Source organism: Streptomyces sp. NPDC058239 (genome assembly GCF_042882185.1).
Lineage (GTDB): Bacteria > Actinomycetota > Actinomycetes > Streptomycetales > Streptomycetaceae > Streptomyces.
Map to the genome: position 1 here is coordinate 258,849 of NZ_JBHVWS010000002.1, position 25,930 is coordinate 284,778.

Annotated in this window: 24 protein-coding genes and 2 pseudogenes; 5 read left to right on the forward strand and 21 right to left on the reverse strand. The window is 70.7% G+C overall.

Annotated elements, in window-relative coordinates; all coding sequences use genetic code 11:
* The first annotated feature begins 7 nt into the window (after positions 1-7).
* Complete coding sequence (locus tag ACFVYE_RS03745) at positions 8-592, forward strand: TIGR03086 family metal-binding protein (protein WP_383963026.1); 585 nt, start codon at positions 8-10, stop codon at positions 590-592.
* Positions 593-735: 143 nt separating this feature from the next.
* Here ACFVYE_RS03745 and ACFVYE_RS03750 read toward each other — a convergent pair whose 3' ends face one another.
* The 14 genes from ACFVYE_RS03750 to ACFVYE_RS03815 all read right to left on the reverse strand — a co-directional run bounded on the left by ACFVYE_RS03750 (position 736) and on the right by ACFVYE_RS03815 (position 14,202).
* On the reverse strand, positions 736-1,500 hold the full coding sequence (locus ACFVYE_RS03750; RefSeq protein ID WP_389603902.1) for a sirohydrochlorin chelatase: 765 nt from the start codon (positions 1,498-1,500) through the stop codon (positions 736-738).
* A gap of 8 nt (positions 1,501-1,508) precedes the next feature.
* The gene (locus ACFVYE_RS03755; RefSeq protein WP_383963020.1) at positions 1,509-2,387 is read right to left on the reverse strand and encodes an ABC transporter permease; all 879 of its coding nucleotides are present in this window, start codon (positions 2,385-2,387) and stop codon (positions 1,509-1,511) included.
* Positions 2,374-3,162 carry an ABC transporter ATP-binding protein gene (locus tag ACFVYE_RS03760; RefSeq protein ID WP_383963017.1) on the reverse strand — a complete coding sequence of 263 codons (789 nt, stop codon included), beginning with the start codon at positions 3,160-3,162 and terminating at the stop codon, positions 2,374-2,376. Before ACFVYE_RS03760 ends, ACFVYE_RS03755 begins: the two co-directional genes overlap by 14 nt.
* A 42-nt stretch (positions 3,163-3,204) precedes the next feature.
* Positions 3,205-4,320 carry an aliphatic sulfonate ABC transporter substrate-binding protein gene (locus ACFVYE_RS03765; protein ID WP_383963013.1) on the reverse strand — a complete coding sequence of 372 codons (1,116 nt, stop codon included), beginning with the start codon at positions 4,318-4,320 and terminating at the stop codon, positions 3,205-3,207.
* A gap of 244 nt (positions 4,321-4,564) precedes the next feature.
* Entirely contained in the window at positions 4,565-5,908 is a 1,344-nt protein-coding gene (locus ACFVYE_RS03770) for a sulfate adenylyltransferase subunit 1 (protein WP_383963010.1), read from the reverse strand.
* A gap of 1 nt (position 5,909) precedes the next feature.
* On the reverse strand, positions 5,910-6,845 hold the full coding sequence (cysD, locus tag ACFVYE_RS03775) for a sulfate adenylyltransferase subunit CysD (RefSeq protein ID WP_383963007.1): 936 nt from the start codon (positions 6,843-6,845) through the stop codon (positions 5,910-5,912).
* Positions 6,842-7,387 carry an adenylyl-sulfate kinase gene (gene cysC, locus ACFVYE_RS03780; RefSeq protein WP_389603905.1) on the reverse strand — a complete coding sequence of 182 codons (546 nt, stop codon included), beginning with the start codon at positions 7,385-7,387 and terminating at the stop codon, positions 6,842-6,844. Before cysC ends, cysD begins: the two co-directional genes overlap by 4 nt.
* A gap of 23 nt (positions 7,388-7,410) precedes the next feature.
* Entirely contained in the window at positions 7,411-8,112 is a 702-nt protein-coding gene (locus tag ACFVYE_RS03785) for a phosphoadenylyl-sulfate reductase (protein WP_383963004.1), read from the reverse strand.
* A complete protein-coding gene (locus ACFVYE_RS03790) occupies positions 8,109-8,288 on the reverse strand; it encodes a hypothetical protein (protein ID WP_383963001.1) in 180 nt (59 codons plus the stop codon). Before ACFVYE_RS03790 ends, ACFVYE_RS03785 begins: the two co-directional genes overlap by 4 nt.
* On the reverse strand, positions 8,285-9,982 hold the full coding sequence (locus tag ACFVYE_RS03795; RefSeq protein ID WP_389603907.1) for a nitrite/sulfite reductase: 1,698 nt from the start codon (positions 9,980-9,982) through the stop codon (positions 8,285-8,287). The genes ACFVYE_RS03790 and ACFVYE_RS03795 overlap by 4 nt, the downstream gene beginning before the upstream one ends.
* A gap of 114 nt (positions 9,983-10,096) precedes the next feature.
* Entirely contained in the window at positions 10,097-10,180 is an 84-nt protein-coding gene (locus ACFVYE_RS03800) for a putative leader peptide (RefSeq protein WP_309500612.1), read from the reverse strand.
* A 170-nt stretch (positions 10,181-10,350) separates the two neighbouring features.
* Positions 10,351-10,944 (reverse strand): GNAT family N-acetyltransferase, encoded by a 594-nt coding sequence (locus ACFVYE_RS03805; protein WP_383962995.1) that lies wholly within the window; start codon positions 10,942-10,944, stop codon positions 10,351-10,353.
* A gap of 90 nt (positions 10,945-11,034) precedes the next feature.
* Positions 11,035-12,321: a GAF domain-containing protein gene (locus ACFVYE_RS03810; protein ID WP_383962991.1), complete on the reverse strand. Its 1,287-nt coding sequence runs from the start codon at positions 12,319-12,321 to the stop codon at positions 11,035-11,037.
* 243 nt (positions 12,322-12,564) lie between these two features.
* On the reverse strand, positions 12,565-14,202 hold the full coding sequence (locus ACFVYE_RS03815) for an acyl-CoA dehydrogenase family protein (protein ID WP_383962988.1): 1,638 nt from the start codon (positions 14,200-14,202) through the stop codon (positions 12,565-12,567).
* A gap of 17 nt (positions 14,203-14,219) precedes the next feature.
* Between ACFVYE_RS03815 and ACFVYE_RS03820 the strand changes: the two genes are divergently transcribed.
* Together ACFVYE_RS03820 and ACFVYE_RS03825 are read left to right on the forward strand one after the other, a co-directional pair.
* Positions 14,220-15,386 (forward strand): YihY/virulence factor BrkB family protein, encoded by a 1,167-nt coding sequence (locus tag ACFVYE_RS03820; protein ID WP_389603909.1) that lies wholly within the window; start codon positions 14,220-14,222, stop codon positions 15,384-15,386.
* Positions 15,387-15,469: 83 nt separating this feature from the next.
* Positions 15,470-16,252 (forward strand): annotated as a pseudogene (locus tag ACFVYE_RS03825) (DUF6597 domain-containing transcriptional factor).
* Here ACFVYE_RS03825 and ACFVYE_RS03830 read toward each other — a convergent pair.
* From ACFVYE_RS03830 to ACFVYE_RS03840, 3 genes and pseudogenes are all read right to left on the reverse strand, one after another.
* Complete coding sequence (locus ACFVYE_RS03830; protein ID WP_383962982.1) at positions 16,192-16,584, reverse strand: VOC family protein; 393 nt, start codon at positions 16,582-16,584, stop codon at positions 16,192-16,194. The pseudogene ACFVYE_RS03825 and the gene ACFVYE_RS03830 sit on opposite strands and share 61 nt — an antisense overlap.
* Before the next feature lie 141 nt (positions 16,585-16,725).
* The gene (locus ACFVYE_RS03835) at positions 16,726-18,294 is read right to left on the reverse strand and encodes a 3-hydroxyacyl-CoA dehydrogenase (RefSeq protein ID WP_383962980.1); all 1,569 of its coding nucleotides are present in this window, start codon (positions 18,292-18,294) and stop codon (positions 16,726-16,728) included.
* A 40-nt stretch (positions 18,295-18,334) separates the two neighbouring features.
* Positions 18,335-18,970: pseudogene (locus tag ACFVYE_RS03840) on the reverse strand (CoA-transferase subunit beta); the annotation flags it as partial.
* 218 nt (positions 18,971-19,188) lie between these two features.
* On the opposite strand from ACFVYE_RS03840, the gene ACFVYE_RS03845 reads away from it, so the two are divergent.
* Positions 19,189-20,118 carry a LysR family transcriptional regulator gene (locus tag ACFVYE_RS03845; protein WP_383962978.1) on the forward strand — a complete coding sequence of 310 codons (930 nt, stop codon included), beginning with the start codon at positions 19,189-19,191 and terminating at the stop codon, positions 20,116-20,118.
* 129 nt (positions 20,119-20,247) lie between these two features.
* Complete coding sequence (locus ACFVYE_RS03850; RefSeq protein ID WP_389603912.1) at positions 20,248-21,477, forward strand: acetyl-CoA C-acetyltransferase; 1,230 nt, start codon at positions 20,248-20,250, stop codon at positions 21,475-21,477.
* A gap of 157 nt (positions 21,478-21,634) precedes the next feature.
* On the opposite strand, the gene ACFVYE_RS03855 is transcribed toward ACFVYE_RS03850, so the two are convergent.
* From ACFVYE_RS03855 to ACFVYE_RS03870, 4 genes are all read right to left on the reverse strand, one after another.
* Positions 21,635-23,104 carry a sialate:H+ symport family MFS transporter gene (locus tag ACFVYE_RS03855; RefSeq protein ID WP_389603913.1) on the reverse strand — a complete coding sequence of 490 codons (1,470 nt, stop codon included), beginning with the start codon at positions 23,102-23,104 and terminating at the stop codon, positions 21,635-21,637.
* 63 nt (positions 23,105-23,167) lie between these two features.
* Positions 23,168-23,848 (reverse strand): N-acetylmannosamine-6-phosphate 2-epimerase, encoded by a 681-nt coding sequence (locus ACFVYE_RS03860; protein WP_383962972.1) that lies wholly within the window; start codon positions 23,846-23,848, stop codon positions 23,168-23,170.
* Positions 23,845-24,822 carry an ROK family protein gene (locus ACFVYE_RS03865; RefSeq protein WP_389603915.1) on the reverse strand — a complete coding sequence of 326 codons (978 nt, stop codon included), beginning with the start codon at positions 24,820-24,822 and terminating at the stop codon, positions 23,845-23,847. Before ACFVYE_RS03865 ends, ACFVYE_RS03860 begins: the two co-directional genes overlap by 4 nt.
* The gene (locus ACFVYE_RS03870; protein WP_383962966.1) at positions 24,819-25,778 is read right to left on the reverse strand and encodes a dihydrodipicolinate synthase family protein; all 960 of its coding nucleotides are present in this window, start codon (positions 25,776-25,778) and stop codon (positions 24,819-24,821) included. The genes ACFVYE_RS03865 and ACFVYE_RS03870 overlap by 4 nt, the downstream gene beginning before the upstream one ends.
* Positions 25,779-25,930 lie beyond the last annotated feature (152 nt).

Genomic DNA, 25,930 nt, shown 5'->3' on the forward strand with positions numbered 1-25,930 from the left:
GGGGCGTATGAAGAACGAGCACGCTCATATGACCGAATGCGCTGCCGAGGCGGCCCGTATCGCCCGCTCCATCAGCGCCGAACAGCTCGACGTACCCACCACACCCTGCGGCGACTGGGACCTGCGCCGGCTCATCAACCACTGGGTGCTGTACACCTCCTACGGCCTGGAGCACCGCGCCCTGCGCAAGGACCTCCCGGACGAGCTCACCACCCGTGACTTCACCGCCGATGCCGACTGGGCGCAGAAGTACGCGGCGCAACTGGACCGCGCCGTCGCCGCCTGGTCGGATCCGGCGGCCTGGGAGGGCGAGATCGACCTCGGGGGTTCGACCTCCCCGGCCTCAGAGATCGCCGCGATGCTCATCGAGGAGACGGCCCTGCACACCTGGGACGTGGCCCGCGCCGTCGGAGAGGAGGTCCGGCTCTCCGACGCGGCGGCCGCCCATGTCCTCGATGTCGTCGACGGTACCGCCGCGCTCTACCGGCAGTACGACGGCTTCGCCGACGAGGTGACGGTGCCCGCATCGGCGTCGGTGTTCGAACGGGCACTGGCCCACAGCGGCCGCGACCCGCACTGGACCGGGGCCTGAAAGTGGCCCAGCCGACCGGACGATGAATGACCCGGATCAGTGGGCCAATACCTGGCTGAGCCCGACGCATGACCACTCACCGCACGCCGGACGCGGGCAGCCTGGATGTGGGCTGATGAATGCCGGCCTCCACGTGCCGAGCTCTACGCGCTGAGCGGCGCCGGCCGTGCGAGCGGGACACGGGCCTCGTCGTACCGGGTCAGCAGCAGTCGCGCCAACTCCGCTGACGGACCCAGGACATCGGCCAGTACATCCGCCCCGGCCGCGCCCGCGGCGATACGGTCCGGGAGCCGGCCGGGTGCGATGACGTAAGGGGCCACCGCCACCCGCCGCACACCTTCGGTCCGCAGGGCCCGTACCGCGTCCTCGGTGCGGGGGAACCCCGCGGGAGATGCAGCGGAGGCGAACGCAGGCCGCACGGCGCACCAACCGGTGTGCCGCAGCTCCCGCGCGATTTCAGCGATCACTGCGATCGCCTCCGGGTCTGTGGAGCCCGCCGAGGCCAGGACGAGCCCGGTCGAGCTTCGGTCACCGGGACGGATCCCGGCTTCGTACAGCCGCCGTTCCAGTGCCGAATTCAGCAGGGGTGACGGGCCGAGCACCTCGGCCTGCCGGATGCGCAGCCGAGGCAGTCCGGTCCGGGCCTCGTGCAGCACCGTGGGGATGTCGGACTTGGCGTGGAAGGCCCGGGTGAGCAGCAGGGGGAGCGCGATGACGTCCCCCGCGCCTTCTGCGGCCAGCCGCTCCAGCACCCTTGGTATCGACGGCGCGTTGAAATCCAGGAAACCGGTCTCCACGCGCAGCCCCGGCCGCAGCGACCGTACCCGCGCGGTGAGCGCGTGCACCGTCGCCGCGTGCCGCGGGTCGCGGCTGCCGTGGGCGATGACGAGGAGGACCGGGGCGGACATGGCGTGACTCAGTTCTTGACGAGGAGACCGCGGCTGCGCAGCACCCACCGCTCCAGCGGACTGAAGATCAGCAGGTCGATCGCGATGCCGACGAACAGAATCAGGATGATGGCGAGGAAGATGCCGGGCATGTCCGCGTTGTTGCGGCCGTTCTCCAGCAACTGGCCGAGCCCCAGGCCGAGATCGGGGGAGGATGCGATGATCTCGGCGGCCATCAGCGAGCGCCAGGAGAACGCCCAGCCCTGCTTGAGACCGGCCAGATAGCCGGGCAACGCGGCCGGCAGCACGATGTGCCAGGTCCCGCGCAGCCCGGTCGCGCCGAGCGTACGGCCCGCCCTCAGGAACAGCGGCGGCACCTGGTCGACGCCGGAGACCAGCCCGTTGGCGACCGAGGGGACGGCGCCCAGCAGGATCACGGCGTACATCATCTTGTCGTTCAGCCCGAGCCAGATCACGGCCGGTGCCACCCAGGCGACCGACGGCAGGGACTGCAGCCCGGACAGGATCGGGCCGATCGCGGCCCGTACGAACTTCACCCGGGCGACCAGCAGACCCAGCGGCGTACCGATGGCCACGGCCATCAGGAAGCCGAGCAGACCGCGCGAGATGCTGGTCCAGACGACCTCCAGCAGCGTCCCCTGCAGCCACATGTCGGACGCGCTGTTCCACACCGCGGCCGGTGACGGCAGCTTGTAGTCGTCGGTGACCTGGGCCTCGACGAGCAGCTGCCAGACGATGATCACCAGCGCCACCGCGAGCACGGGCGGCAGCACCTTGCGCAGCAGCACCTCGCGCACCGGGGTGCGGCGCACCTGCACGGCGTCCAGCGCGTCGAGCCCGGCCTCCAGACCGGCCAGATCGTCGGGCTTCGTGTCAGTGCTGGCCATGACGGCGGATCTCCCCACGCAGTTGTTCGGTGATCTCGACGGACAGCTCCGCGACCGCGTTGTCCTCGATACGGCGCGGCTGCTCGATGTCGACCGTCCACTCGCGGGCGATCCTGCCGGGGCGGGACGACAGCAGGACGACCCGCTCGGCGAGCCGCACCGCCTCGCGCACATTGTGTGTGACGAAGAGGACCGAGACGTTCGTCTCGCGCCAGATCCGGGTCAGCTCGTCGTGCAGCACATCCCGGGTGATGGCGTCGAGTGCGGCGAACGGCTCGTCCATCAGCAGCAGTTGACTGTCCTGGGCGAGGGCCCGGGCCATTGCCACCCGCTGCCGCATACCGCCCGAGAGTTCATGCACACGCTTCCCGTACGCCCCGCCCAGCCGTACGAGTTCCAGCAGCCGCTCCGCCTCCGTGCGGCGCTGCGACTTGGGTACGCCGCGCAGCCGCAGCGCGAGTTCGATGTTCTTGCCCGCGGTCAGCCACGGGAACAGGGCGTGCTCCTGGAACATCAGGGCCGGCCGCCCGCCGGGGGTCTCGATGGACCCCGCGGTCGGGCGGTCGAGTCCGGCCACCAGATTGAGCAGCGTCGACTTTCCGCACCCGGAGGCTCCCAGGAGGGTGACGAACTCGCCCGGTGCGACATCGAGCGTGATGTCGTCCAGGACGAGCTGCTGCCCCTCCGGTCCGCCGAAGGACTTGGAGACATGTGCGATACGGGCGGCGTGCCCGACCGCTGTACGGTCCTCGGCCTTGGTGAGGGTGGTCGCCATGGTCGTCACCTCCTGGGAAACCTGGGTTCGGGTTCGGGTGGCTTACTTGACGCCGAGACCGGCGTCGGCGACCTCGGGCCTGCCCGCGGCCTTCAGGACCTTGTTCAGCGGCTTCAGGTCGTAGATGCCGGTCAGGTCCGGCTTCTCCAGCAGGCCGGCCTTCACCGCGTGCTCGGCCTGCGCGTCGAGCGTGGCGGCCAGCGGGTCATCGGTGATCTGGATCGACTTCCACGCCGGGTCGAGGACCTCGGCGGGCAGCGCCTTGCCGGTCAGCTTGGCGAGCGCCGCGTTGGCGGAGGCCTTCGCCTTGTCCGGGTTGGCGTTGATCCACGCGTTGGTCTTCACCGAGCCGCGCAGCACCGCCTCGACGACGTCGGGGTGCTCGCCGAGGAACTTCTGCGACACGATGATGTTCGTGATCACGAACTTGTTCTCCGGCCACAGCGTCGACTCGTCGAGCAGTTCCTCGGCCCCCTCGGCGACCAGCTTGGACGCGGTGGGCTCGGGGACCCAGGCGCCGTCGATGGAACCGGACTTGTAGGCGTCCGGGGTCACCTTGTTGTCCGTACGGACCACGGAGACGTCGCCCTTGCCGCTCTGGGCGTCGACCTTCCAGCCCTTCTCGGAGATCCAGTTGAGGAAGGCCACGTCCTGCGTGTTGCCGAGCTGCGGGGTGGCGATCTTCTTGCCCTTGAGGTCGTCCAGGGACTTGATCTTCTTCGGGTTCACGACCAGCTTCACCCCGCCGGAGGCGGAGCCGCCGATGATCCGCAGGTTCTTGCCCTTGGACTTGGTGAAACCGTTGATGGAGGGCGACGGGCCGATGAAGCCGATGTCGATCGAGTCGGCGTTGAGCGCCTCGATCTCGGAAGGGCCCGCATTGAACTGCGAGGTCTTGAGCCGGGTGCCGCCGAGTTCCTTCTGGAAGAGCCCCTCCTGGTCGCCGACCAGCGCGGTGGCGTGCGTGAGGTTGGGGAAGTAGCCGATCCGCACGGTGTCGGTGGAGAGCTTCTTCGCGTCGGCGGCGACGTCCGGCTTCGTGGAGTCGTCGTCCTTCGCCTCGGAGCCGTAGCCGCAGGCGGTGAGCGCCACGGCGAGCAGCGGCAGGGCGGCGGCAGCGGCGAGGCTGCGGCGGAGCGTGGTACGGGGGGCAGGCACGGGAGGTTTTCCTCTCGTTGGCCCGGTGATCGCGCCCCTGGGAAACTACGGGGACGCGGCCGGGAAGTCGGCAGGTCTTCGTCTGAACTGGCTGTGCAGGCGGTGCGGTTGGTGCAGGCGGGCGCGCAGGCAGTGCGCGTACGTCATCGCGCACATCGCGCGACGCCGCCCTGGCCGCTGCCGAGGGCGCCGCTGCCGACGCGGCCGCCCTCCTTCGCGAAAGTGGAGTAGATGTCGATACTCATCAGAAGTTCCATTCGGCGTCGTCGGTGGCCGCGTCCTCGGGCCCGGCCACGGCGGCGAACGAGGCACCGGCCATGCCGGCCGTCAGCGTGGTGCCGTCCGCCGGGTCGATCAGAAGGAAGGAGCCGGTGCGCCGGGAGTCCGCGTACGCGTCGAGCGCCAGCGGCTCCGCGGTGCGGACGACGACCCGGCCGATGTCGTTGGCGACGAGCCGGCCGGGCGCCGGGTGCTGGGAGAGGTCGTCCAGCGTGAGGCGCGAGGGGATGTCCTTCACGATCGCCTTGACCGTGCGGGTGGTGTGCTTGAGCAGCACCCGCTGGCCCACGGTGAGCGGCTGGTCCGCGACATGGCAGACGGTCGCCTCGACGTCCCTCGTGACCGCCGGCGCGTCGCCGGCCGGGGCGATCAGATCACCGCGCGAGATGTCGATGTCGTCGGCCAGCCGGATCGTCACCGACTGGGGCGCCCAGGCGATGTCCACGCTCTCGCCGAGCGCGTCGATGGCGGTGACCGTCGACGTACGGCCCGAGGGCAGGACGGTGACGGCCTCGCCGACGCGGAAGGCACCGGCCGCTATCTGGCCCGCGTAGCCCCGGTAGTCCGGGTGCTCGGCCGTCTGCGGCCGGATGACGTACTGGACGGGGAAGCGGGCGTGGCAGGCGGTGAGGTCATGGCTGACCGGCACCGTCTCCAGGTGTTCAAGGACCGTCGGGCCGCCGTACCAGTCCATGTGCGAGGACGGTTCCACGACGTTGTCACCGGCCAGCGCGGAGATCGGGATCGCTGTGATCTCCGGGACGCCGAGGGATGCGGCGTACGCGGTGAACTCCTCGGCGATGGCGGCGAATACGGGCTCCGCGTAGTCGACCAGGTCCATCTTGTTGACGGCGAGGACCACATGCGGCACCCGCAGCAGCGCGGCGACCGCGGCGTGGCGGCGGGTCTGCTCGACGACACCGTTGCGGGCGTCGACCAGGACGACGGCGAGCTCGGCCGTCGAGGCGCCCGTCACCATGTTCCGGGTGTACTGCACATGCCCCGGGGTGTCGGCCAGGATGAACCGGCGGCGGGGCGTCGCGAAGTAGCGGTAGGCGACATCGATGGTGATGCCCTGTTCGCGCTCGGCCCGCAGCCCGTCGGTCAGCAGCGCCAGGTCGGGCGCCTCCTGGCCCCGGCTGCGCGAGGCGTGCTCGACGGCCTCCAGCTGGTCGGTGAGGACCGACTTGGAGTCGTGCAGAAGACGTCCCACGAGGGTGGACTTGCCGTCGTCGACGGACCCCGCGGTGGCGAACCGCAGCAGGGTCGTGGTCGACAACTGCTCTGTGTGCTGGGTGAGTGCGGTCATCCTAGAAGTACCCCTCGCGCTTACGGTCTTCCATCGCGGCCTCGGACATCTTGTCGTCGGCACGCGTCGCGCCCCGCTCGGTGAGCCGGGAGGCGGCGATCTCGGTGATCACGGCGTCCAGCGTCGTCGCATCCGAGTCGACGGCGCCGGTGCACGACATGTCACCGACCGTGCGGTAGCGCACCTGCCGGGTCTCGACCTGCTCGCCCTCCTTGGGGCCGCCCCAGCCGCCCGCGGTCAGCCACATGCCGGAGCGGTTGAAGACCTCGCGCTCATGGGCGAAGTAGATCTGCGGAAGCTCGATGCCCTCACGGGCGATGTACTGCCAGACGTCCAGCTCGGTCCAGTTGGAGATCGGGAAGACCCGGACGTGCTCACCGGGGGCGTGCCGGCCGTTGTACAGCTGCCACAGCTCGGGGCGCTGGCGGCGCGGATCCCACTGGGAGAACTCGTCGCGCAGCGAGAAGACCCGCTCCTTGGCGCGCGCCTTCTCCTCGTCACGGCGCCCGCCGCCGAACACGGCGTCGAAGCGGTGCTGCTGGATCGCCTCGGTCAGCGGCACGGTCTGCAGCGGGTTACGGGTGCCGTCCGGGCGTTCGCGGAGCTTCCCGGCGTCGATGTACTCCTGCACGGAGGCGACATGGAGCCGCAGCCCGTGCCGGGCCACCGTCCGGTCGCGGTACTCCAGCACCTCGGGGAAGTTGTGCCCGGTGTCGACGTGCAGCAGCGTGAACGGCACCGGCGCGGGCGCGAACGCCTTGAGCGCCAGATGCAGCATCACGATGGAGTCCTTGCCGCCGGAGAACAGGATCACCGGCCGCTCGAACTCGCCCGCCACCTCGCGGAAGATGTGTACGGCCTCGGACTCCAGGGAGTCGAGGTGGCTGAGTGCGTACGGATTGTCGGTGCCTTCCGACACAGTCGCGACGGTCGTCACGCTGCACCCCTCTCGCTCAGCAGCGTATACAGCTCCGCCGCGGACTCCTGCACGGTCTGCCGGTGCGACTCGATCCGCAGATCCGGCGACTCGGGCGCCTCGTACGGGTCGTCGACCCCGGTGAGCCCGCTGATCTCGCCGGCCGCCTGCTTGGCGTAGAGGCCCTTCACATCGCGTACGGAGCACACCTCGACCGGAGTCGCGACATGCACCTCCAGGTACGCGGTGCCCTCGGCCTGGTGCCGCTTGCGTACCGCGTCCCGGCTGTCCGCGTACGGGGCGATGACCGGGACCAGCACCTTCACGCCGTTGGCCGCCAGCAGCTCGGCGACGAAGCCGATCCGCTGGACGTTGGTGTGGCGGTCCTCGCGGGAGAAGCCGAGACCCGCGGAGAGGAACTCCCGGATCTCGTCGCCGTCGAGCACTTCCACGCGGTGGCCCTCGCCGCGCAGCCGCCCGGCGAGTTCGTACGCGATGGTGGTCTTGCCCGCGCTCGGCAGACCGGTCAGCCAGATGGTGGCTCCCGTCTCCGTCACGCTCATCGAAGTCTCCTGATCAGTCGTCATCAGTCGTGCAGCCCGCACTCGGTCTTGCCCCGGCCGGCCCAGCGTCCGGCGCGTGCGTCCTCGCCCTCCAGCACCCGGCGGGTGCAGGGCGCGCAGCCCACGGAGGCGTAACCGTCCATCAGCAGCGGGTTGGTGAGAACGCCGTGCTCCGCCACGTACGCGTCGACGTCGTCCTGCGTCCAGCGGGCGATCGGCGAGATCTTCACCTTCTGCCGCTTCTCGTCCCAGCCGACGACCGGGGTGTTCGCCCGGGTGGGGGACTCGTCGCGGCGCAGCCCGGTCGCCCAGGCCGCGTACGAAGTCAGGCCCTCTTCAAGGGGCTTGACCTTCCGCAGCTTGCAGCACAGGTCCGGGTCGCGGTCGTGCAGCTTCGGTCCGTACTCGGCGTCCTGCTCGGCCACGGACTGACGCGGAGTCAGCGTGATGACGTCGACGTCCATCACGGCCTCGACCGCGTCGCGGGTGCCGATCGTCTCGGGGAAGTGGTAGCCGGTGTCGAGGAAGACGACGTCCACACCCGGAAAGGCGCGCGATGCGAGGTGGGCGACGACGGCGTCCTCCATGGAGGACGTGACGCAGAACCGCTTGCCGAAGGTGTCTGCGGCCCACTTCAGGATCTCCAGCGGGGAGGCGTCCTCCAGCTCCCGGCCCGCGTGCTCGGCCAGGCTCCTGAGATCACCGGTCTGCAGAGTGTCCGTCATATCCCGTCCCCTTCAGCGTCATTGCGCGTGAGCCCCCGGGTCAGCAGACCCAGGAACTTCAGCTGGAACGCGCGGTTGCAGGAGGCACATTCCCAGGCGCCGTGGCCGGTCTCGTGCGGGCGCAGGTCCTCGTCGCCGCAGTAGGGGCAGTAGAACGGGGCGGCGCGTTCGCTCATGACAGCGACTCCGCACTGGCGCGCGCCGCCCAGGCCGCGAACCGCTCGCCGTCCTCGCGCTCCTCCTGGAAGCGGCCCAGGACCCGCTCGACATAGTCGGGCAGTTCGGCCGAAGTGACCTTCAGACCGCGGACCTTCCGGCCGAACCCGGCCTCCAGGCCCAGGGCGCCGCCCAGGTGCACCTGGTAGCCCTCGACCTGGTTGCCGTCGGCGTCCAGGACGAGCTGGCCCTTGAGGCCGATGTCCGCGGTCTGGATGCGGGCGCAGGCGTTGGGGCAGCCGTTGATGTTGATGGTGAGCGGCTCGTCGAACTCCGGCAGGCGGCGCTCCAGTTCGTCGATCAGCGAGGCGCCGCGCGCCTTCGTCTCGACGATCGCCAGCTTGCAGAACTCGATGCCGGTGCAGGCCATCGTGCCCCGCCGGAACGGAGAGGGCTTCACCTGGAAGTCGAGCGCTTCGAGGCCGGCGACCAGGGAGTCCACCTGGTCCCGTTCCACATCGAGGATGAGCATCTTCTGCTCGACGGTGGTGCGCAGCCGGTCCGAGCCGTGGGCGGCAGCCAGGTCGGCGATCTTGGCCAGGGTGGAGCCGTCCACACGGCCGACCCGGGGTGCGAATCCGAGGTAGAACCGGCCGTCCTTCTGCTGGTGGACGCCGATGTGGTCGCGCCAGCGGCTGCTGGGCTCCGCGGGCGCGGGCCCGTCGACGAGCGGACGCTTCAGGTACTCGTCCTCCAGTACCTGGCGGAACTTCGCCGGGCCCCAGTCGGCCATCAGGAACTTCAGGCGGGCGCGGGTGCGCAGCCGGCGGTACCCGTAGTCACGGAAGATGCCGATGACCCCGGCCCAGACGTCCGGCACCTCGTCGAGAGGCACCCAGGCGCCCAGCCGCTCGGCGAGACGCGGGTTGGTGGAGAGCCCGCCACCGACCCAGACGTCGAAGCCCGGGCCGTGCTCGGGGTGGACGACGCCGACGAACGCGATGTCGTTGATCTCGTGCACCACGTCCTGCACCGGAGAGCCGGAGATCGCGGTCTTGAACTTGCGCGGCAGGTTCGAGAATTCCTTGTTGCCGATGTAGCGCTCGTGGATCTCGTCGACCGCCGGCGTCCCGTCGATGATCTCGTCGGCGGCGATCCCGGCCACCGGGGAGCCGATGATCACGCGGGGGCAGTCGCCGCATGCCTCGGTGGTGGAGAGCCCGACGGCCTCCAGCTTCTCCCAGATCGCCGGGACGTCCTCGATGCGGATCCAGTGCAGCTGGATGTTCTGCCGGTCGGTGATGTCCGCGGTGCCGCGCGCGTACTCCTGCGAGATCTCGCCGATGACCCGCAGCTGCGCGGTGGTCAGCCGGCCGCCGTCGATCCGCACCCGCAGCATGAAGTACTTGTCGTCCAGCTCCTCCGGCTCCAGGATCGCGGTCTTGCCGCCGTCGATCCCGGGCTTGCGCTGGGTGTAGAGGCCCCACCAACGCATGCGTCCACGGAGGTCATTGGGGTCGATCGAGTCGAAACCGCGCTTGGAGTAGATCGTCTCAATGCGTGTCCGCACATTGAGACCGTCGTCGTCCTTCTTGAACTGCTCATTGCCGTTGAGCGGAGTGTGGTGCCCCACGGCCCACTGGCCTTCGCCACGGTGGCGTCCGGCCTTGCGGCGGGGCGTGGTGGTCGCAGGCTGTTCCGGGGTAGCGGCCATGACGGTACGTCCTTCGGGACTGCAGGAGGGCGGCTCTGAACTGCACACTCGCGCTGAGGCGCGGCGGTGCGCAGGGTTTGCAGAGAAAAGGGGATCGCGGCGGTGCTGGGACTCTCAGCCCGCCGGACAGATGGCGCTGGACATGCGGCCGAGGTCGACGTGGCGTCGACTCACCAAGGCAATTCCAGTTCCAGACATGACGGAAGCCTGTCACGCGAATCTCGGGCCAGTCCACCACTATCCATGATGTGGACGGGAGTGTCCCGTGATACGAGACGGTGTGGTGCCCATCACTCGACCCGCCCGGGCCTGGCCGTCCTCAATGGCCGCAATCTCCCTACCTGTCGCCGGGAGTCGCTGTCCGCGTGCTACCGCGCCGCCCCCGGCCACGGCCCCGGCGTCGCCGCCTCGGGCTCCAGCTCCACCTTCGTGTCGAACAGCTTGAAGCCGCGCCGCAGATAGTTGTCCATGGCGTGCGGGCCGTCCTTGGAGCAGGTGTGCAGCCACACCCGCTTCGTCGGTGTCCGCTCGGGCCAGCGTTCCGCCAGGTCCCAGGCGCGGGCGACGCCGTGCGAGAGCAGATGGCCGCCTATCCGGCGCCCCCGGAAGGCCGGTATCAGCCCGAAGTACATGATCTCGACCACGCCGTCGTCCTGCGGGTCCAGTTCGATGTATCCCGCCGGGGTGCCGTTCTCGTACGCCACCCAGGTCTCCGCCCCGGGCCGGTCCAGGGCCTCCTGCCACTGCGCGTACGTCATCGTGAGCCGGTCCGTCCACTGGATGTCGCCGCCGACCGCCGTGTAAAGGAACCGGCTGAACTCGGGCAGCGGGATCTCGGACCGTACGATCCGCACGTCGCCCTCCGGGACCGCGGCGGGGCGCAGATCGTCGGGGGAGGTCTGTTCCAGGGACCAGATGGTCACCTCGGCGGTGGTCGCAGCGGTGTGCGCGGGGTTGCTCATGGCTGCCAGGGAACCACGCCGCGCTGCCAGGGCCCAAGCCGGTCCGCGGCTCGGACCGCGGGGCCGCCGGCAAGCGGCGGGAGAGAGGTACTAGGAGCCCTTACGTGCCCTGACCACCACCGGAGCGGTTGAGCGCGGCAGCAGATCGGCCGGATGATCCGGTTGGATCACCTCCACCTCGACCCCCTCGCCGAAGCGGTACGGGCGGTGCGCGAGCACCTCCGCGAGATGGCGGCGCATCCGCGAGATCTCCGCCCGCACCGTCACCGTCCGGGTCGCGTCGCCGAAGATGTCCTGCGCCAGCTCGGATGCCGTACGCCCCTCGCGGTGCAGCGCCAGGGCGTACAGCAGCTCCGCATGGCGCGGCGAGAGCCGCTGCGTCCAGGTGCCCACCGCACTCACCACATTGACCGTGAGCCCGCGCGGCAGGCTCAGGTCCAGGACCACCCGTCGCGGCGGCCCGTCCGAAGGCCCGTCCGTGACCTGCACCAGCCAGCCGCCGGGCAGCGGCTCGACCTGGCACATACCGAGCGACGGGAGCCACACCCTGCCCGGCTGCAACGACTTCGGCAGCGGCAGCCGGTCGACCGGCGGCATCCCGGTCACCGCGGCGAGCCAGCCGTGGGTGTCCACCGCCAGGGCCCGTCCGCCCAGCCGGCACAGCAGCGGCGCCGCCACCGAACGCAGCCGGTCGATCGCCTGGAGATGGCGGTTCCTGATCTCGCTCCCGGCCAGCCTGGCGACCGAACCGACCAGGGCGAGCGAGCTCGGATGGAACGTGGACGCCGGACCGCTGATGTCGACGATGCCGATCAGCCGGCTGTCCCGCGGATCACGCACCGGGGCCGCCGCGCAGGTCCAGCTGTGCAGACTGCGCACGAAATGCTCCGACGAATGAACCTGGACCGGTGTGCGCGAGACGAGCGCCGTACCGATCGCGTTCGTCCCCGTGCTCGCCTCCGCCCAGGCCGCGCCCTCCGCCAGACAGATGTCGTCAGCCCGGCGCAGCACCCCCGTATTGCCCTGGCGCCACAGCACCCGGCCCTCCACATCGGTGACCACCACGATCTGCTGGGCGGCATCCGCCAGGGAGACCAGGCCTTCGCTCAGCAGCGGCATCACCTCGCCCAGCGTCGAACTCCGGCGCCGGTGCTCGATCTCGTCCATCTCCAGCAGCACACTCTCGGTGGACTGATCCGGGTCGACACCGCTGCGCAGCACCCGGTCCCACGAGGCGCCGATCTCCGCGCGCGGGGCAACCGGTGAACGCTCGCCCACGAGCCTCGCCTCCCTGGCCCGGTGGATCATGCGTAGGGCCTGGCCGGACTGCGGCACAGCCGATCGCGTCACCTCGCCGGCGCTTGTCTCCACTCTCATTCCCCCCAGATGCCAGGACCGGACAAACGGCCCCCGGCCCATCCTGCCCGCCGCGAGGGTCCCGGCAGTGCGCACTCCACACAATGGTTGCAACCCTTTGCAACTCTGGCGAGGGAGTGCCGGTCCGTACGAGAGTGACGGAACACCGCACGGCGGCGCCTGTGCCTTGCTGTTCGGTGTGCACAGCATGGAGGGTGGTGCCGTGTCGGCGCAGCACCACCCTCCGTTGCTGTACCTCTGCGGCTAATGCTCGACGGGCCGCGCCCGTTCCACGACGGATGCCAGATCGAGGCTGTGCGGCAGCGTCCCCAATGCCGTGCCCCAGTCCCTGCCCAGCCGTGACGCACAGAACGCGTCGGCGACTTCCGGCGGCGCCCAGCGCACCAGCAGCGAACCCTGCAGCACCAGAGCCATCCGCTCGACCAGCCTGCGGGCCCGCGCCTCGATCCCGTTCAGATCGGCGAGCTCCGTCAGCATGTCCTTGATGGCCCCGTCCAGCCGGTGATCGGCGCCGCGCGCCCTGCCGACCTCCTGGAGGAACGCGTTCAGTGCCAGCGGCTCGCGCTGCAGCGCCCGCAGCACATCCAGCGCCTGCACATTCCCGGAGCCCTCCCAGATCGAGTTGAGCGGCGCCTCGCGCAGCAGCCGCGGCATCCCGGACTCCTCGACATAGCCGTTGCCGCCGAGACACTCCAGCGCCTCACCCACCATCGGCGTGCACCGCTTTGTCACCCAGTACTTCGCCGTCGGCACCGCGATCCGCAGGAAGGCCCGTTCGCTCTCCGTATCGGCGTCGTACGCCGCCGCCAGCCGAAGCGCCAGCACCGTCGCGGCCTCCGACTCCAGCGCCAGATCGGCCAGCACATTGCGCATCAGCGGCTTCTCGATCAGCACCCCGCCGAACGCGCTGCGGTATGTGCAGTGGTGGATCGCCTGTGCCACCGCCTGCCGCATCAGTGCCGCCGAACCGACCACACAGTCCAGCCGGGTCGCCGCCACCATCTCGATGATGGTGCGCACCCCGCGCCCCTCGTCGCCGACCCGGCGCGCCCACGTCCCGTCGAACTCGACCTCGCTCGACGCATTGGACCGGTTGCCCAGTTTGTCCTTCAGCCGCTGGATCGCGAACGTGTTCCGCGTGCCGTCGGGCAGCACCCGGGGCAGCAGAAAACACGTCAGGCCGGCGGGCGCCTGCGCCAGCACCAGGAAGCCGTCGGACATCGGCGCCGAACAGAACCACTTGTGCCCGGTGAGCAGATATTCGCCCTCCGCTGCCAGCGGCTCGGCCCGCGTCGTATTGGACCGTACGTCCGTGCCGCCCTGCTTCTCCGTCATGCCCATCCCGAAGAGCACACCGGCCTTCTGCGCCGCGGGCCGCAGCCCCTGCTCGTACACCTTCGAGGTCAGCAGCGGCTCCCAGTCGGCGGCCAGCGCCGGATCGGTCCGCAGCGCGGGCACCGCCGCATGCGTCATCGACAGCGGGCAGCCGTGCCCCGCCTCGGCCTGCGTCCACACCAGGAACCCGGCCGCCCGCCGCACATGGCCGCCCGGCCGGCCCCAGGCGTCGGTCAGACCCGCGGCGACCGCATGACCCAGCAGCCGGTGCCAGGCCGGATGGAACTCCACCTCGTCGATCCGATTCCCGTACCGGTCGTGGGAGCGCAGCACCGGCGGATTCTCGTTCGCCTGCACTCCCCATGCCTGCGCCTGCGCGGAGCCCGCGGATCTGCCCAGCTCGCCGAGCTCGCCCCGGGCCTCGGCGAGGAGCTCGGGCGGCATGTGACGTTGCACCGCCTCCGTGAGCGCGCGGTCGGCGGCGAAGACGTCATAGCCGACCAGCGGCGGTACCTGGTTGGACACTGTGTGGGTGGTGGCTGCCATGCCGATACGGTAAGGACGTGCAGGCAGCAAATGAAACACCCGAGCGGCCACCGGGTCGGCTCCACCGGGCCCGAGTCCTCTACCGCAACGTTTCCAAGCGGCAGATGGTCTGGCAGTTGCTCAAGGACACCGTCAACTCGTGCATGGAGTACCGCATTCTGGGACTCGCCGCCGAGGCGGCGTTCTTCACCCTGCTGTCGCTGCCTCCGCTGCTCCTCGGTCTGATCGGTCTGCTCGGTTACGTCGACGAGTGGACCAACACCACCACGGTCGCCTCCATCGAGCGCAACATCCTCAACGCCGCGCAGACGGTGCTCAGCCAGCGGGGTGTGAACGACTTCGCCAAACCGCTGCTGGCGGACGTCACCACCGGCGCCCGGCCCGATGTCATCTCCATCGGTTTCGCCATCGCGCTCTGGTCCGGCTCCCGAGCGGTCAATGTCTTCATCGACACGATCACGGTGATGTACGGCCTCGACGGCCAGCGCGGCATCGTCAAGACGCGGCTGCTCTCCTTCCTGCTGTACGTCGTCGCGCTGCTGCTCGGTGCCGTCGTGCTGCCGCTGCTCGTGGTCGGCCCCGACCGGGTCGTGGAGTTCATCCCGTGGGGCACCGAGGTCATAAGCGTTCTGTACTGGCCGCTGGTGATCCTGCTGTCGATCGCGTTCCTGACGACGCTCTATCACGTGTCCGTACCGGTCCGTTCACCGTGGATCGAGGACGTGCCGGGTGCGCTGGTGGCGCTCGCGATGTGGGTGCTCGGCAGCTTCCTGCTGCGGATCTACCTCACCAGTACGGTCGAGGGGCCCACGATCTACGGCTCGTTGGCGGCCCCGATCGCCGTCCTGCTGTGGATCGGTATCTCCGCGTTCGCGGTGCTGGTCGGAGCGGCGGTCAATGCCGCGATCGACCGGGTGTGGCCCTCGCTGGCGACGGCCGCGGCACGTGCGGCCAATGACCGGGTACGGGCGGCCCAGGCCGCGGAGTTCGTCGCGCGGACGCAGGCGGAGAGCCAGGACGGGGACTGGGACGACGACGATGACGACGACGGTGACAGTCCCCATATGCCGTCCGAGTTCCCGGAGCGCTGGTCGAGGTTCCTGCCGCCGGACGATGTGAAGTCCAGGCTGCAGCCGAGCCGCGACAAGGAGTCGGACAAGCCGAAGAACCCGTCCGACGACTGAGGACGCCCGCTGTCCGGCGGGTACGGCCGGTGCGGCGCCCCGGCAGACCGATTCCGTTCGCCGAAGGAAATAGCGTGGGGGGTATGGGCGACAGGTACGAGGAGTGGGCGTCGCGGTTCGACGGTGCGACCGTGTGGACACTGAGTGTGCCGGGAGGATCGGTCCATCCGGTGCTGCCCGACGGCTGCATGGACCTGCTCTGGATCGGCGGACGGCTGCTCGTCGCGGGCCCCGACACCCATGCCGGGACGTCGGCCGTCGGGACCGGCGGGCAGTACACCGGCATCCGCTTCGCGCCCGGCACGGCCCCCGCGCTCCTCGGCGTACCGGCGCACGAACTGCGCGATTGCCGGGTCGACCTCGCGGACCTGTGGCCGGGCGCGCTGGTGCGCGTACTCAACGAGCGCCTCGCCGAAGCACCCGACCCCGCCGCCGCACTGGAGACCATCGCCCTGCGGCGGGCGGCCGACACGGCACCGCCGGACCCCGTGATGCGGTCCGTCGCCGCGCAGCTCGGCGCCGGGCGGTCCGTCGCGGACACCGCACGGACGGCCGGCCTCGGCGCCCGCCAGCTGCACCGCCGCTCACTCGCGGCCTTCGGCTACGGGCCCAAGATGCTCGCCCGGGTCCTGCGGCTGCAGCGTGCGCTCACCCTCGCCCGGTCCGGAACGCCGTACGCCGAGGCGGCGGTCGAGGCGGGCTGCACCGACCAGGCCCATCTGGCGCGGGAGATGCGCGACCTGGCCGGGACCACCCTGACCGCCTACCTCACGCCCACGTAACGGGGCCGGGCAGGCACTCGGCCTCAGCCGCTGGCGGCGAACAACGACACCGCGCAGCCGTCCGGGTCGAGAACCGTCGCGTAACGCTGCCCCCACATCGCGTCCCACGGCTTCAGATGTCCCCGGTATCCGGCGCCGGTCAGGTCGTTGTACACCGCGTCCACCTCCGCCGGGCTGTCGCAGAGGAAGGCGAGTCCGAGGCGTTCCCCGCCGCGCGGCGCGGTCCAGTCGGGGTCGAACGAGCCGATGACGTCCTCGGTGTCCCACAGCATTCGCTGCCCGCCCGGGAGCGTCACTTCGACATGAGGTGCGGATTCCGCATCGGCGGGGATGTCGAGACCGAGCCGGCGGTAGAAGGCGAGCGATGCGGCCAGATCCGCGGTGATGATGCCGATCGCGTCCATTCGTGGAGTCATGTTCCGACCGTAGGTCGGGCCCCACCACGGGTCTTGTACGAAACGGACGCGGGCTGTGATCCTCGGACATCTCCGGGGCCGCGGGGCGCGTACGGCGGAACCCGCCGGGACTGCAAGCCCCCGGCAGGTCCCGCCGCTCCGTCACGACGACGCGGTGCCGGCCGTGCAGTCGGTGCAGTCGGCGGGTGACGTCCCCGGGTCCGTCAGCGCCAGGCCGAGCTGGGCGCGTTCGGTGACCCAGCGGCTCGGGCGGTGACGCGGGTCGCCCGTCGTGCGGTGCAGCGCCCGGTGCAGCTCCAGCATCCGTTCGGCGCCGATCCGGTCGCCCCAGGCCAGCGGGCCGACGGGGTAGCCGAGTCCGGCCGTGACGGCCAGGTCGATATCGGCGGGGGTGGCGATGGAGCGCTCCGCGATCGATGCCGCGACCGAGACGATCGAGGCGAGCAGCCGCTGAGCGACCGAGCCCGCCGTGTCCCGTACCACCGAGACCGCGTAGGGCTCGTCGTCGTCCGCCGCTCGGGCCAGCACCGCGCGGGCGTCGCGCGCGGCGGCCGGGTCCGCCGCCGGGGTCACGGCCAGCACCCGGCGCCGGCCGGCCGGAGGCAACGGGTCCACGCCGAAGGTGCGCCCCACAGGCAGCCGGTGTGCGGCGATCGCGGAGGCCGCCGTGGTGCCCCAGACCGGGACCAGTACGAGGGCGTCGGCGGACGGCTCCGTGCCTGTCTCGACGACGGCGCCCGCGGCGGCCAGCGCCGCTCGCAGCGCGGCCGCGTCCCGGTCCTGCGGTGCGGCGCCGTGGACGAACACCGGACGGTCCGCGTCGCCCGTGACCGGTGGTTCCGGGGCCGGGGCGGGCGCCTCGGAGCCGTGGTCGAACCAGCCGCGCCCGGTCTTGCGGCCGTGCAGCCCGGCGGCCACCCGGTTCGGGGTGAGATAGGAGGGGCGGAGCCGGTCCGCGTACCGGAATCCCTGCCAGATCGAGTCGATCACCGCGGCCGTCACATCCAGACCCGTGAGGTCCATCAGCTCGAACGGGCCCATCCGCAGGCCGAGCACATCACGGGCGATCCGGTCGATGTCCGCCGGGTCGCCGACCGTCTCCTCCAGCAGCGCGAGAGCCTCGGTCACCAGACCGCGGCCGGCGTGATTGACCAGGAATCCGGGGGTGTCGGCGACCGTGACCGCACGGTGCCCGCAGCTCTCGACGAGCGCGGTGAGGGACGGCACGATCTCCGCACGGGTGGCCGCACCCGGCACGATCTCGACGATCCTCATCAGCGGCACGGGGTTGAAGAAGTGCAGCCCTGCCAGGCGCGTCGGGTCCTTCAGCGCCGCGGCGATCCGGGTGACCGACAGGGACGAGGTGTTGGTCGCGAAGACGGCCGTCGCGGGCAGCGCCTGCTCCAGCCGGCCGAAGACCTCCGTCTTGGTGTCGAGGTCCTCCCGCACGGCCTCGATGACCAGCTCGACATCCGGGCCCTGAACCCAGGGGTCGTCCAGCGGGATCAGCCGCTCCAGGGCGGCGGCGGAGTCCTCGGCGGACATCCGGCCCTTCTGCACGGCCCGTTCGAGCATGGACCGTACGAAGTCCACGGCGGTCGTCACCGCCTCCGTACGTACGTCGCACAGCTCGACGGTGTGTCCGGCGGTCGCCGCCCACTGGGCGATGCCGCGGCCCATGGCCCCGGCGCCGACGATCCTGATACGCATGGCGGTTGCGGTCCTCTCGGGGTGTGACATGTGATTCGTCTCAGCGAAGATAGACGCGGTCCGGGTCCACGTCCTCACGCAGCAGCCGCAGTTCGGCCGCGGTCGGCGGCGGTACGGTCCCCACCTTGTCGGTGACCAGCAGGTCCCAGCCGGTGGCCGCCCGTACCTGTTCGACGGTGACGCCCGGGTGGACGGCGACCAGCCGCAGCTCCTCGCCGATGCCCGCGCGGGCCAGGATGCCCAGTTCGGTGATGACCCGGGTGACACCGGAGCCCAGCGGCCGGATGCCTTCGGCCAGTGCCCGGTCGGGGCCGGGGGTGGTGCAGAAGTCGAGGATCCCGGTGAAGGAACGCGGATTGTGGCGGCGCATCACGACGAAGACCTCTCGGGAGTTGGCCATCACCTCGATGCCGCCGCCGGAACCGGGCAGCCGGACCGAGGGGCTGTCCCAGTCGCCGATCACGGACGTGTTGAGGTTGCCCCACCGGTCGATCTGCGCGGCGCCGAGGAACCCCACGTCGATATGGCCGCCCTGGAGGACGCAGCCGAAGAGCGCGGGCATCGAGAGCACCGCCTCGGCACCGGTGATCAGGACGGCGTCGGCGATGGTCTCCGGCAGATGTGAGGGATGGGCGCCGCAGACCCCCGACTCGTACACGACCTCGATCTCCGGGGCGCAGCCTTCATCGACATCGTCTTGTCTTTCCGGTCCGTCGTGGCCACGGTGCTCCTCCGGCTCTGCGTGCGCCCCTGTCTATGCGCGTGACCCCCACCGTGTCAGCGGCTATTGATTGCTGTCCAATACCAAATTAAGGTCGCATCAAGACGTCTGACTAATGAATCGGATCGATGGATCCGGGCGGTGGGGACCGGCCGGTGACCGGAGGAGCGGGCATGGAGCTGCGTCATCTGTCCGCGTTCGTCGCCGTGGCCGAGGAACTGCACTTCGGGCGGGCCGCGAAGCGGCTGCAGATGGCCCAGCCGCCGCTGAGCCAGCAGGTCCGGCAACTGGAGAAGGAGCTGGGCGTCCAGCTCTTCGAACGCAACACCCGGTCGGTACGGCTCACCAGCGCGGGGGAGTCCTTCCTCCAGCCGGTACGGACCGTGCTCGACGACCTCGACACAGCGGTGCAGGCCGCGAAGGCGGCCGGCCGCGGCGAGTACGGGCGGGTCACCATCGGCTTCGCGGGCGCCTCCAGCCACGAGACACTGCCGCTCCTCACCAGGGCAGTGCGCGCCGCCCACCCGGCCCTCGAACTGGTCATGAAGGGGCAGACGTACGCCAATGTCGCCCTCGACCGGGTCGCAGACGGCTCGCTCGACCTGGGGTTCGTCCGGCTGCCGGTGACCCGGCCGGGGGTGGCGTACCGGGTGATCGACGAGGAGGAGCTGGTGTGCGCGCTGCCCTCGGACCACCGGCTCGCCCGGCTGGAGAGCGTCCCCATCGACGTCCTCGCCGAGGAGCCCTTCGTCTCCTTCCCCGCCAACACCGGCTCCACGGTGCGCGACGCGATGGTCGGGGCCTGCGAGGCCGCCGGGTTCAACCCGCGTGTGGTGCAGGAGGCGCCCGACTCGTACACGATCCTGGCGCTGGTCGCCGCCGGCGTCGGTGTGACGCTCACCGTCACCTCCGTACAGCACATCCAGCAGAACGGCCTCGTCTACCGGCCCCTGTCCGGACCGCCCATCCGTCTCCGGGCGGCGCTGGCCTGGCGGGCCGACAACCCCTCCGCCGCTCTGCGGGCGGTGCTCGCGGTGGCGGAGGAAGCCCTGCCCACGCCGACGGGTCCGGCCGGGGACCGAACGACCGCAAGCCGCCATTGAGACGCGCCACGTCTTGAACCAGGGCGAACTGGATATTGGACCGACTCAGTCGCCGGGTGCAAGGGTCGGCGGCATACCCCTCGTCACCGAAAGGGCGGCATACGCCCCTCGCCACCGAAAGGTCACGCCGTGCCCGACCAGCAGCTCGATGTCGTCATCTGTGAACCGCTGCGCACCCCCATCGGCCGTTTCGGCGGAGTGTTCGCACAGCAGACGCCGGCCGCACTCGCCGCACGTGTAATCGCCGAGGTCGTGGCCCGCACCGGAATCGACCCCGCCGCGGTCGACGAGGTGATCCTCGGACACGCCTACCCGTCCGCAGAGGCACCCGCCATCGGTCGGGTCGCAGCCCTCGACGCCGGACTGCCCGAGACCGTCACCGGATCCCAGATCGACCGACGCTGCGGCTCCGGCCTCCAGGCCGTCCTCGACGCGGCGATGCAGATCCGGGCCGGCTTCAGCGAGGTCGTCATCGCGGGCGGCGTCGACGTGATGAGCACCGCCCCGTACTACACGCACGACGGCCGTTGGGGCATCAAGGGCCCGGGCCTGCAGCTCCACGACGCGCTGGTCCGCGGCAGGGTCACCGCCGGCGGCGTCAACCACCCCGTACCGGGCGGCATGATCGAGACCGCCGAGAACCTGCGCCGTGCGTACGGCATCAGCCGTGCCGACCAGGACGCCCTCGCCCTGCGCTCGCAGCAGCGCGCCGGCCGGGCCGCGGCCGAGGGGCGGTACGACGCGGAGACCGTCCCCGTCACCGTACGGACCCGCAAGGGCGAGACGCTTGTCACCGCCGACGAACACCCCCGCCCCGACACGACTGCCGAACAGCTCGCCGCGCTGCGCCCGATCATGGCGAAGTCCGACCCCGGGGCGACCGTCACCGCGGGCAACGCCAGCGGTCAGAACGACGCGGCCGCAGCCTGCCTGGTGACCAGTGCGGCCACCGCCGCACGGCTCGGCCTCACCCCGCTGGCCCGGCTGGTCTCCTTCGCCCGCGCCGGGGTGCCCGCAGCGACCATGGGCATCGGCCCCGTCCCGGCAACCCGGGCCGCCCTCGACCGCGCCGGACTCGGCCTCACCGACCTCGACCTGATCGAGCTCAACGAGGCCTTCGCCGCCCAAGTGCTCGCCTGTACCCGCGAGTTGGGCCTCGGTGAAACCGACCACGAGCAGCGCATCAACGTCAACGGATCCGGCGTCTCCCTCGGCCACCCGGTCGGTGCCACCGGCGCCCGGATCCTCGCCACACTGACCCGCGAGCTGCACCGCCGCGAGGCCCGATACGGCCTGGAGACCATGTGCATCGGCGGCGGACAGGGCCTCGCCGCGATCTTCGAGCGCATCGCGTCCTGAGGAACACCACGTGCAGTGAGACGCACAGCGTCTCACTGCTTCGACAAGGTGTTCTTCCCTGAACCGGACGGGCCCATAGGCACCTTGGTCGCCTTCGCGACCTTCTGGGTCGACCGGGTCCGTTACCCCGCCCCACGTCCCCGAAATTCCCGTTGTGTCAGCCGGATGCCGTCATGCGCGAGGCCGTGTCCCGCTCCGTCTCCAGCGGCACCGCGAGATGGTCCCGCTCCGCATCCGGATCGGTCAGCCGGTTCAGCCTGGCCGGTACATCGAACCCGACCAGCAGCACCACGATCACCGTGCCCGCGAAGGTCAGCACGGCCAGCGCCTGCCCCAGATCCATCCCGGACGCCAGATGCGCACCCAGCACCGGAGCCACGGCACCGCCGAGCGCCCCCACGTTGTACGTGAAGCCGAGCGCCGCGCCCCGGCTCCCGGTCGGGAAGTGCCCGCCGATGTAGCGGGGGAGCAGCCCGGAGATGCCGAAACTGGTCGCCTGCAGCAGGAAGAGCAGACCGCCGAGCAGCAGCAGGTTGTCGTGCACGGCGAAGACCGGGTAGACGAAGGCGAGCGAGGCGAGCAGCGTCAGCGCGTACGCCTTCTTCGCGCCGATCCGGTCACCGAGGAAGCCCGCGGTCCAGCAGCCGACCATGGTGCCGAAGCCCGCGAAGTACAGGACGTCGGTGACCTGGTCGGTGGTGTAGCCGAGTTCCGTCTTCAGATACGTGGGCAGCAGCGCCTGGATCGGCCACGAGTACAGGAACGCGAAGAACAGCGTCACGATCATCGACAGATACAGCACCCAGCCGCGCTTCCCGCCGAGCTGTACCGCGAACGCGACGAGTGCCAGTCCGGCGGCCACCGAGAGCACCGGCACCATTCCGGCGCCGCCCGGGGTGAAGACCAGGAACAGCGAGACGGTGGCGACGGCGACCAGGACCGTATTGACGGCGGCCCGGCCCCCGGTCATGAACAGGGGCCGGAACGGGTTGGGCCTGGTGCCCTTGTCCCCGACGCTCTCCGTCCACTCCTCCGCCTCCGGCAGGGCACGACGCATCCACAGAGCGACGGCGATCGGTATCAGGCCGAGGTAGAACATCCATCGCCAGTCGAGCGACGGCACCACCCAGTTGTAGACCTGCGCGGCGAGCACCGAGCCGACCGAGAAGCCGGAGATCAGGAAGCCGCTGGCCCGGCTGCGGAGCCTCGCGGGCCAGCTCTCCATGACATACGTGGCGCTGGCGCTGTACTCACCGGCCATGCCCATGCCGATGGCCAGCCGGGCGGCGAACAGACTCTGGTAGTTCCAGGCGAAACCGCAGGCGAAGGTGCCGAGCGAGTACAGCAGGATGCTCAGGACCATGGAGAGCTTGCGGCCGTACCGGTCGCCGACGGCACCGAGCACCGCGCCGCCCAGCCAGCGGGTGATGAACGCACCGGAGATCAGGCTGGCGGCCTGCACCGTGCTCAGACCGAAGTCGTCGCTGATCTCGGTGAGCACGAGTGTGATCAGCACGAAGTCGAAGCCGTCGAGGACGTAGCCGATCCAGGCGGCGAGGAACGACTTCCACTGCGTACCGCTCACCTCGCGGTACCAGGGAAGCGCAGGGGGTGATGTGGTCTGCACGGTGACTCCAGGATGCGGGACGGCACTCGCCCTCAAGCTGCCGGTCCGCGTAGTGGGGGCAGGTCAGGGCCGGGCGATGCCTGCGACGAAGCGGGCGGTCAGGGCGGTGGGTGCGGTGATGGCGGTGCCGACGACAACGCTGTGTGCGCCGCGCGCCAGGGCTTCGGCGGCATCGTCGGGGGTGTTGATACGGCCCTCCGCGACCACCGGGACGTCGATCGCGGCGGACAGCGAGGCGACCAGGCCGAGATCGGGGCCGGTTTGCTTCGGCGTGCCGGGAACATAGCCGGAGAGGGTGGTGGAGACGAGGTCCGCGCCCTGCCCGGCTGCCGCGATGCCTTCGGCGAGCGTGGAGACGTCGGCCATCACCAGGGCGCCGGCCGTGTGGACCGCCTGGACCAGCTCGGCGAAGGTGGAGCCGTCGGGGCGCGGCCGGTCGGTGGCGTCCGCCGCGACGACATCGGCACCGGCCTCGACGATCGCCAGGGCGTGCCGGACCGTCGGGGTGATGTAGACGCCGGTGTCGCCGTCCTTCCACAGACCGATGACCGGAAGATCCACGGCCTCGACGATCGCGGCGACGACCTCCGGCTCGTTGGCACGGATCGCGGCGCCGCCGCCGGCGGCGGCCGAACGGGCGAGCCGGACGAGGGTGCCGGTCTCCCGCATCGGGTCGCCGGGGGGTACCTGACAGGAGACGATCAGCTTGCCCCGGAGGGAGGTGGCCAGTTCCTGCGCGGTCATCGAAGGGCTCCCGGGTGGTGGAGGGGAAGAGTGGTGGTCAGGGCGGCGGCGCCGAGCACGGCCGCGTCGGCGCCGAACCGCGGCGCCTCGGGTACCAGTCCGCGCAGCGGCGGCATCAGTTCCGCGGTGAAGGCGGCGGTCAGGGCCTCCCCGTACAACGGGCCGATCCGCGGCACTCCGCCGCCTACGACGACCCGGTCGGGCCCCAGTGCGTTGGCGAGTCCGCCGAGTACATGGCCGGTGGCGGCCGCGCCGGTGGTGATGGCACGGACGGCGGCCGCTTCGCCCCGCGCGGCCCGCGCGGCGACGGTTTCGAGCCGGTCCACGGGGACACCGGTCAGCCGCTCGTAATGGGCGGCGATGCCGGGCCCGGAGGCGATGACCTCCAGATGCCCGGTGGCACCGCAGGTACAGGGCACTCCGGCCGCCTCGGGACTGGGCAGATGGCCGACATGCCCGGCGATGCCGGCGGCGCCGTGCAGCATCCGTCCGTCTACGGCGATCGCACCGCCCACGCCCGTACCGACCGCCACGAACAGCAGCGACCCGTGACCCGAGCCGTCCGCCGTCTGCGCCGCGAGTTCCGGTCCTGCCGTGGCGCGTACGTCGTTGTCGCAGGCGACCGGGTATCCGGTGCGGTCCGCGAGGCCGGCGCCCAGCGCGGTGCCGGCCCAGCCGCGTATGGAGTCGGTGGCGCTGGTGACCATGCCGGTACGGGGGTCGACGACCCCGGCTGCCGCGATGCCGAGCGCTGTGGCCAGCCGCTCCGGATCGACGGCGGCGGCCGCTTCGGCGAGTGCGTCCAGTACGGCGGTCGCGCCGTCCCGGGCCGGGGTGGGCCGGGTGTGCCGTGCCAGGACCGTGCCGTCGGCGCCGAAGAGCGCAGCGGCGATCTTCGTGCCACCGAGATCGAGACCGATCACTGTGGCTCCGGTACCTGCTTCGCCGGCCGCCGACCGGGAGAGGCCGTTCATCGGACGGGCGGCAGACCTGCGGCGCGCAGCCGCTTCGCGACCAGGGCGACGGACTCGGCGCTCAGCTGGATCTGGGGGAAGGCAGTGTCACCGCACCGGATGATGCCGAGCAACCGGAGCGCCGCCTTGAACGAGCCGAGCGCCGAGGAGCTGCGGCCCATGTCCGCCTCCGGACCGACGTCGACCATGGCGAACAGCTCGACGAGTCGCTCCTGCTCCTTCGCGGCCAGCTTCCAATTCCCGGCCCGTGCGGCGTCGTAGAGCCGTACGTAACCGGCCGGGTCGACATTGCCGATGCCCGGCACGACACCGTCGGCTCCGGCCAACAGGGCTGCGTCCACGGTGAGTTCGGAGCCGGTGAGCACGCTGAACCGCGGCGCCGGGCCGTCCTTTCGGCCGTCGCGGCCACCCAGGTCGACGATCAGCCGACGCAGTCCGCCCTCGTCGCCGCTGCTGTCCTTGAGGCCGGCCAGCGTCCCGTCCTCGGCGAGCTCGCGCACCAGCGCGGCGGAGAGCTTGCTGTGCACGGCGACCGGAATGTCGTACGCGAACAGCGGCAGGTCGACCGCCGCGCGCAGCCGCCGGAAGTGCTGGGCGATCTCCTTGTCGTGGGTGCGGGTGTAGAACGGCGCGGTCGCGACCAGGGCGTCCGCGCCCAGTTCGGCGGCGGACCTGGCGTGCTCGACGACTCGGGCGGTGGTGGTGTCGATGACACCGGCGAGCACCGGAACCCTCCCATCGGTCACATCGACCACGGTCTCCAGCGTCGTGGCGCGCTGTTCATCGGTGAGGTAGGCGACCTCGCTGGTGGATCCGAGCGCGAACAGTCCGTGCACACCGCCGCCGATGAGGTGCTCGACGAGGCGGGTGAGGGACGCGGTGTCGACCTCCCCCTGGGAGTCGAGCGGGGTGCAGACCGGCGGGACTACGCCGTGCAGCGGTGCGGTCAGAGACATGGTGAGTGCTCCAGTTCGGTTGATGCGCCGATCCGTAGCCGGAGGTGGCCGCACAGATCGAGACGTGAGACGTAAGATGTCCTATGTCCGGCCTTACCTTAATCAGATGCTCCTGCGACCGGTCAAGGGGCAATGGCACCTCAGGAGGACGT

Coding starts and splice junctions, on each gene's coding strand:
- ACFVYE_RS03745 (WP_383963026.1), top strand. CDS start 8: ATGAAGAACGAGCACGCTCATATGACCGAATGCGCTGCCGAGGCGGCC.
- ACFVYE_RS03750 (WP_389603902.1), bottom strand. CDS start 1,500: ATGTCCGCCCCGGTCCTCCTCGTCATCGCCCACGGCAGCCGCGACCCG.
- ACFVYE_RS03755 (WP_383963020.1), bottom strand. CDS start 2,387: ATGGCCAGCACTGACACGAAGCCCGACGATCTGGCCGGTCTGGAGGCC.
- ACFVYE_RS03760 (WP_383963017.1), bottom strand. CDS start 3,162: ATGGCGACCACCCTCACCAAGGCCGAGGACCGTACAGCGGTCGGGCAC.
- ACFVYE_RS03770 (WP_383963010.1), bottom strand. CDS start 5,908: ATGACCGCACTCACCCAGCACACAGAGCAGTTGTCGACCACGACCCTG.
- cysC (WP_389603905.1), bottom strand. CDS start 7,387: ATGAGCGTGACGGAGACGGGAGCCACCATCTGGCTGACCGGTCTGCCG.
- ACFVYE_RS03785 (WP_383963004.1), bottom strand. CDS start 8,112: ATGACGGACACTCTGCAGACCGGTGATCTCAGGAGCCTGGCCGAGCAC.
- ACFVYE_RS03790 (WP_383963001.1), bottom strand. CDS start 8,288: ATGAGCGAACGCGCCGCCCCGTTCTACTGCCCCTACTGCGGCGACGAG.
- ACFVYE_RS03795 (WP_389603907.1), bottom strand. CDS start 9,982: ATGGCCGCTACCCCGGAACAGCCTGCGACCACCACGCCCCGCCGCAAG.
- ACFVYE_RS03800 (WP_309500612.1), bottom strand. CDS start 10,180: ATGTCTGGAACTGGAATTGCCTTGGTGAGTCGACGCCACGTCGACCTC.
- ACFVYE_RS03805 (WP_383962995.1), bottom strand. CDS start 10,944: ATGAGCAACCCCGCGCACACCGCTGCGACCACCGCCGAGGTGACCATC.
- ACFVYE_RS03810 (WP_383962991.1), bottom strand. CDS start 12,321: ATGAGAGTGGAGACAAGCGCCGGCGAGGTGACGCGATCGGCTGTGCCG.
- ACFVYE_RS03815 (WP_383962988.1), bottom strand. CDS start 14,202: ATGGCAGCCACCACCCACACAGTGTCCAACCAGGTACCGCCGCTGGTC.
- ACFVYE_RS03830 (WP_383962982.1), bottom strand. CDS start 16,584: ATGACTCCACGAATGGACGCGATCGGCATCATCACCGCGGATCTGGCC.
- ACFVYE_RS03835 (WP_383962980.1), bottom strand. CDS start 18,294: ATGCGTATCAGGATCGTCGGCGCCGGGGCCATGGGCCGCGGCATCGCC.
- ACFVYE_RS03845 (WP_383962978.1), top strand. CDS start 19,189: ATGGAGCTGCGTCATCTGTCCGCGTTCGTCGCCGTGGCCGAGGAACTG.
- ACFVYE_RS03860 (WP_383962972.1), bottom strand. CDS start 23,848: ATGACCGCGCAGGAACTGGCCACCTCCCTCCGGGGCAAGCTGATCGTC.
- ACFVYE_RS03865 (WP_389603915.1), bottom strand. CDS start 24,822: ATGAACGGCCTCTCCCGGTCGGCGGCCGGCGAAGCAGGTACCGGAGCC.
- ACFVYE_RS03870 (WP_383962966.1), bottom strand. CDS start 25,778: ATGTCTCTGACCGCACCGCTGCACGGCGTAGTCCCGCCGGTCTGCACC.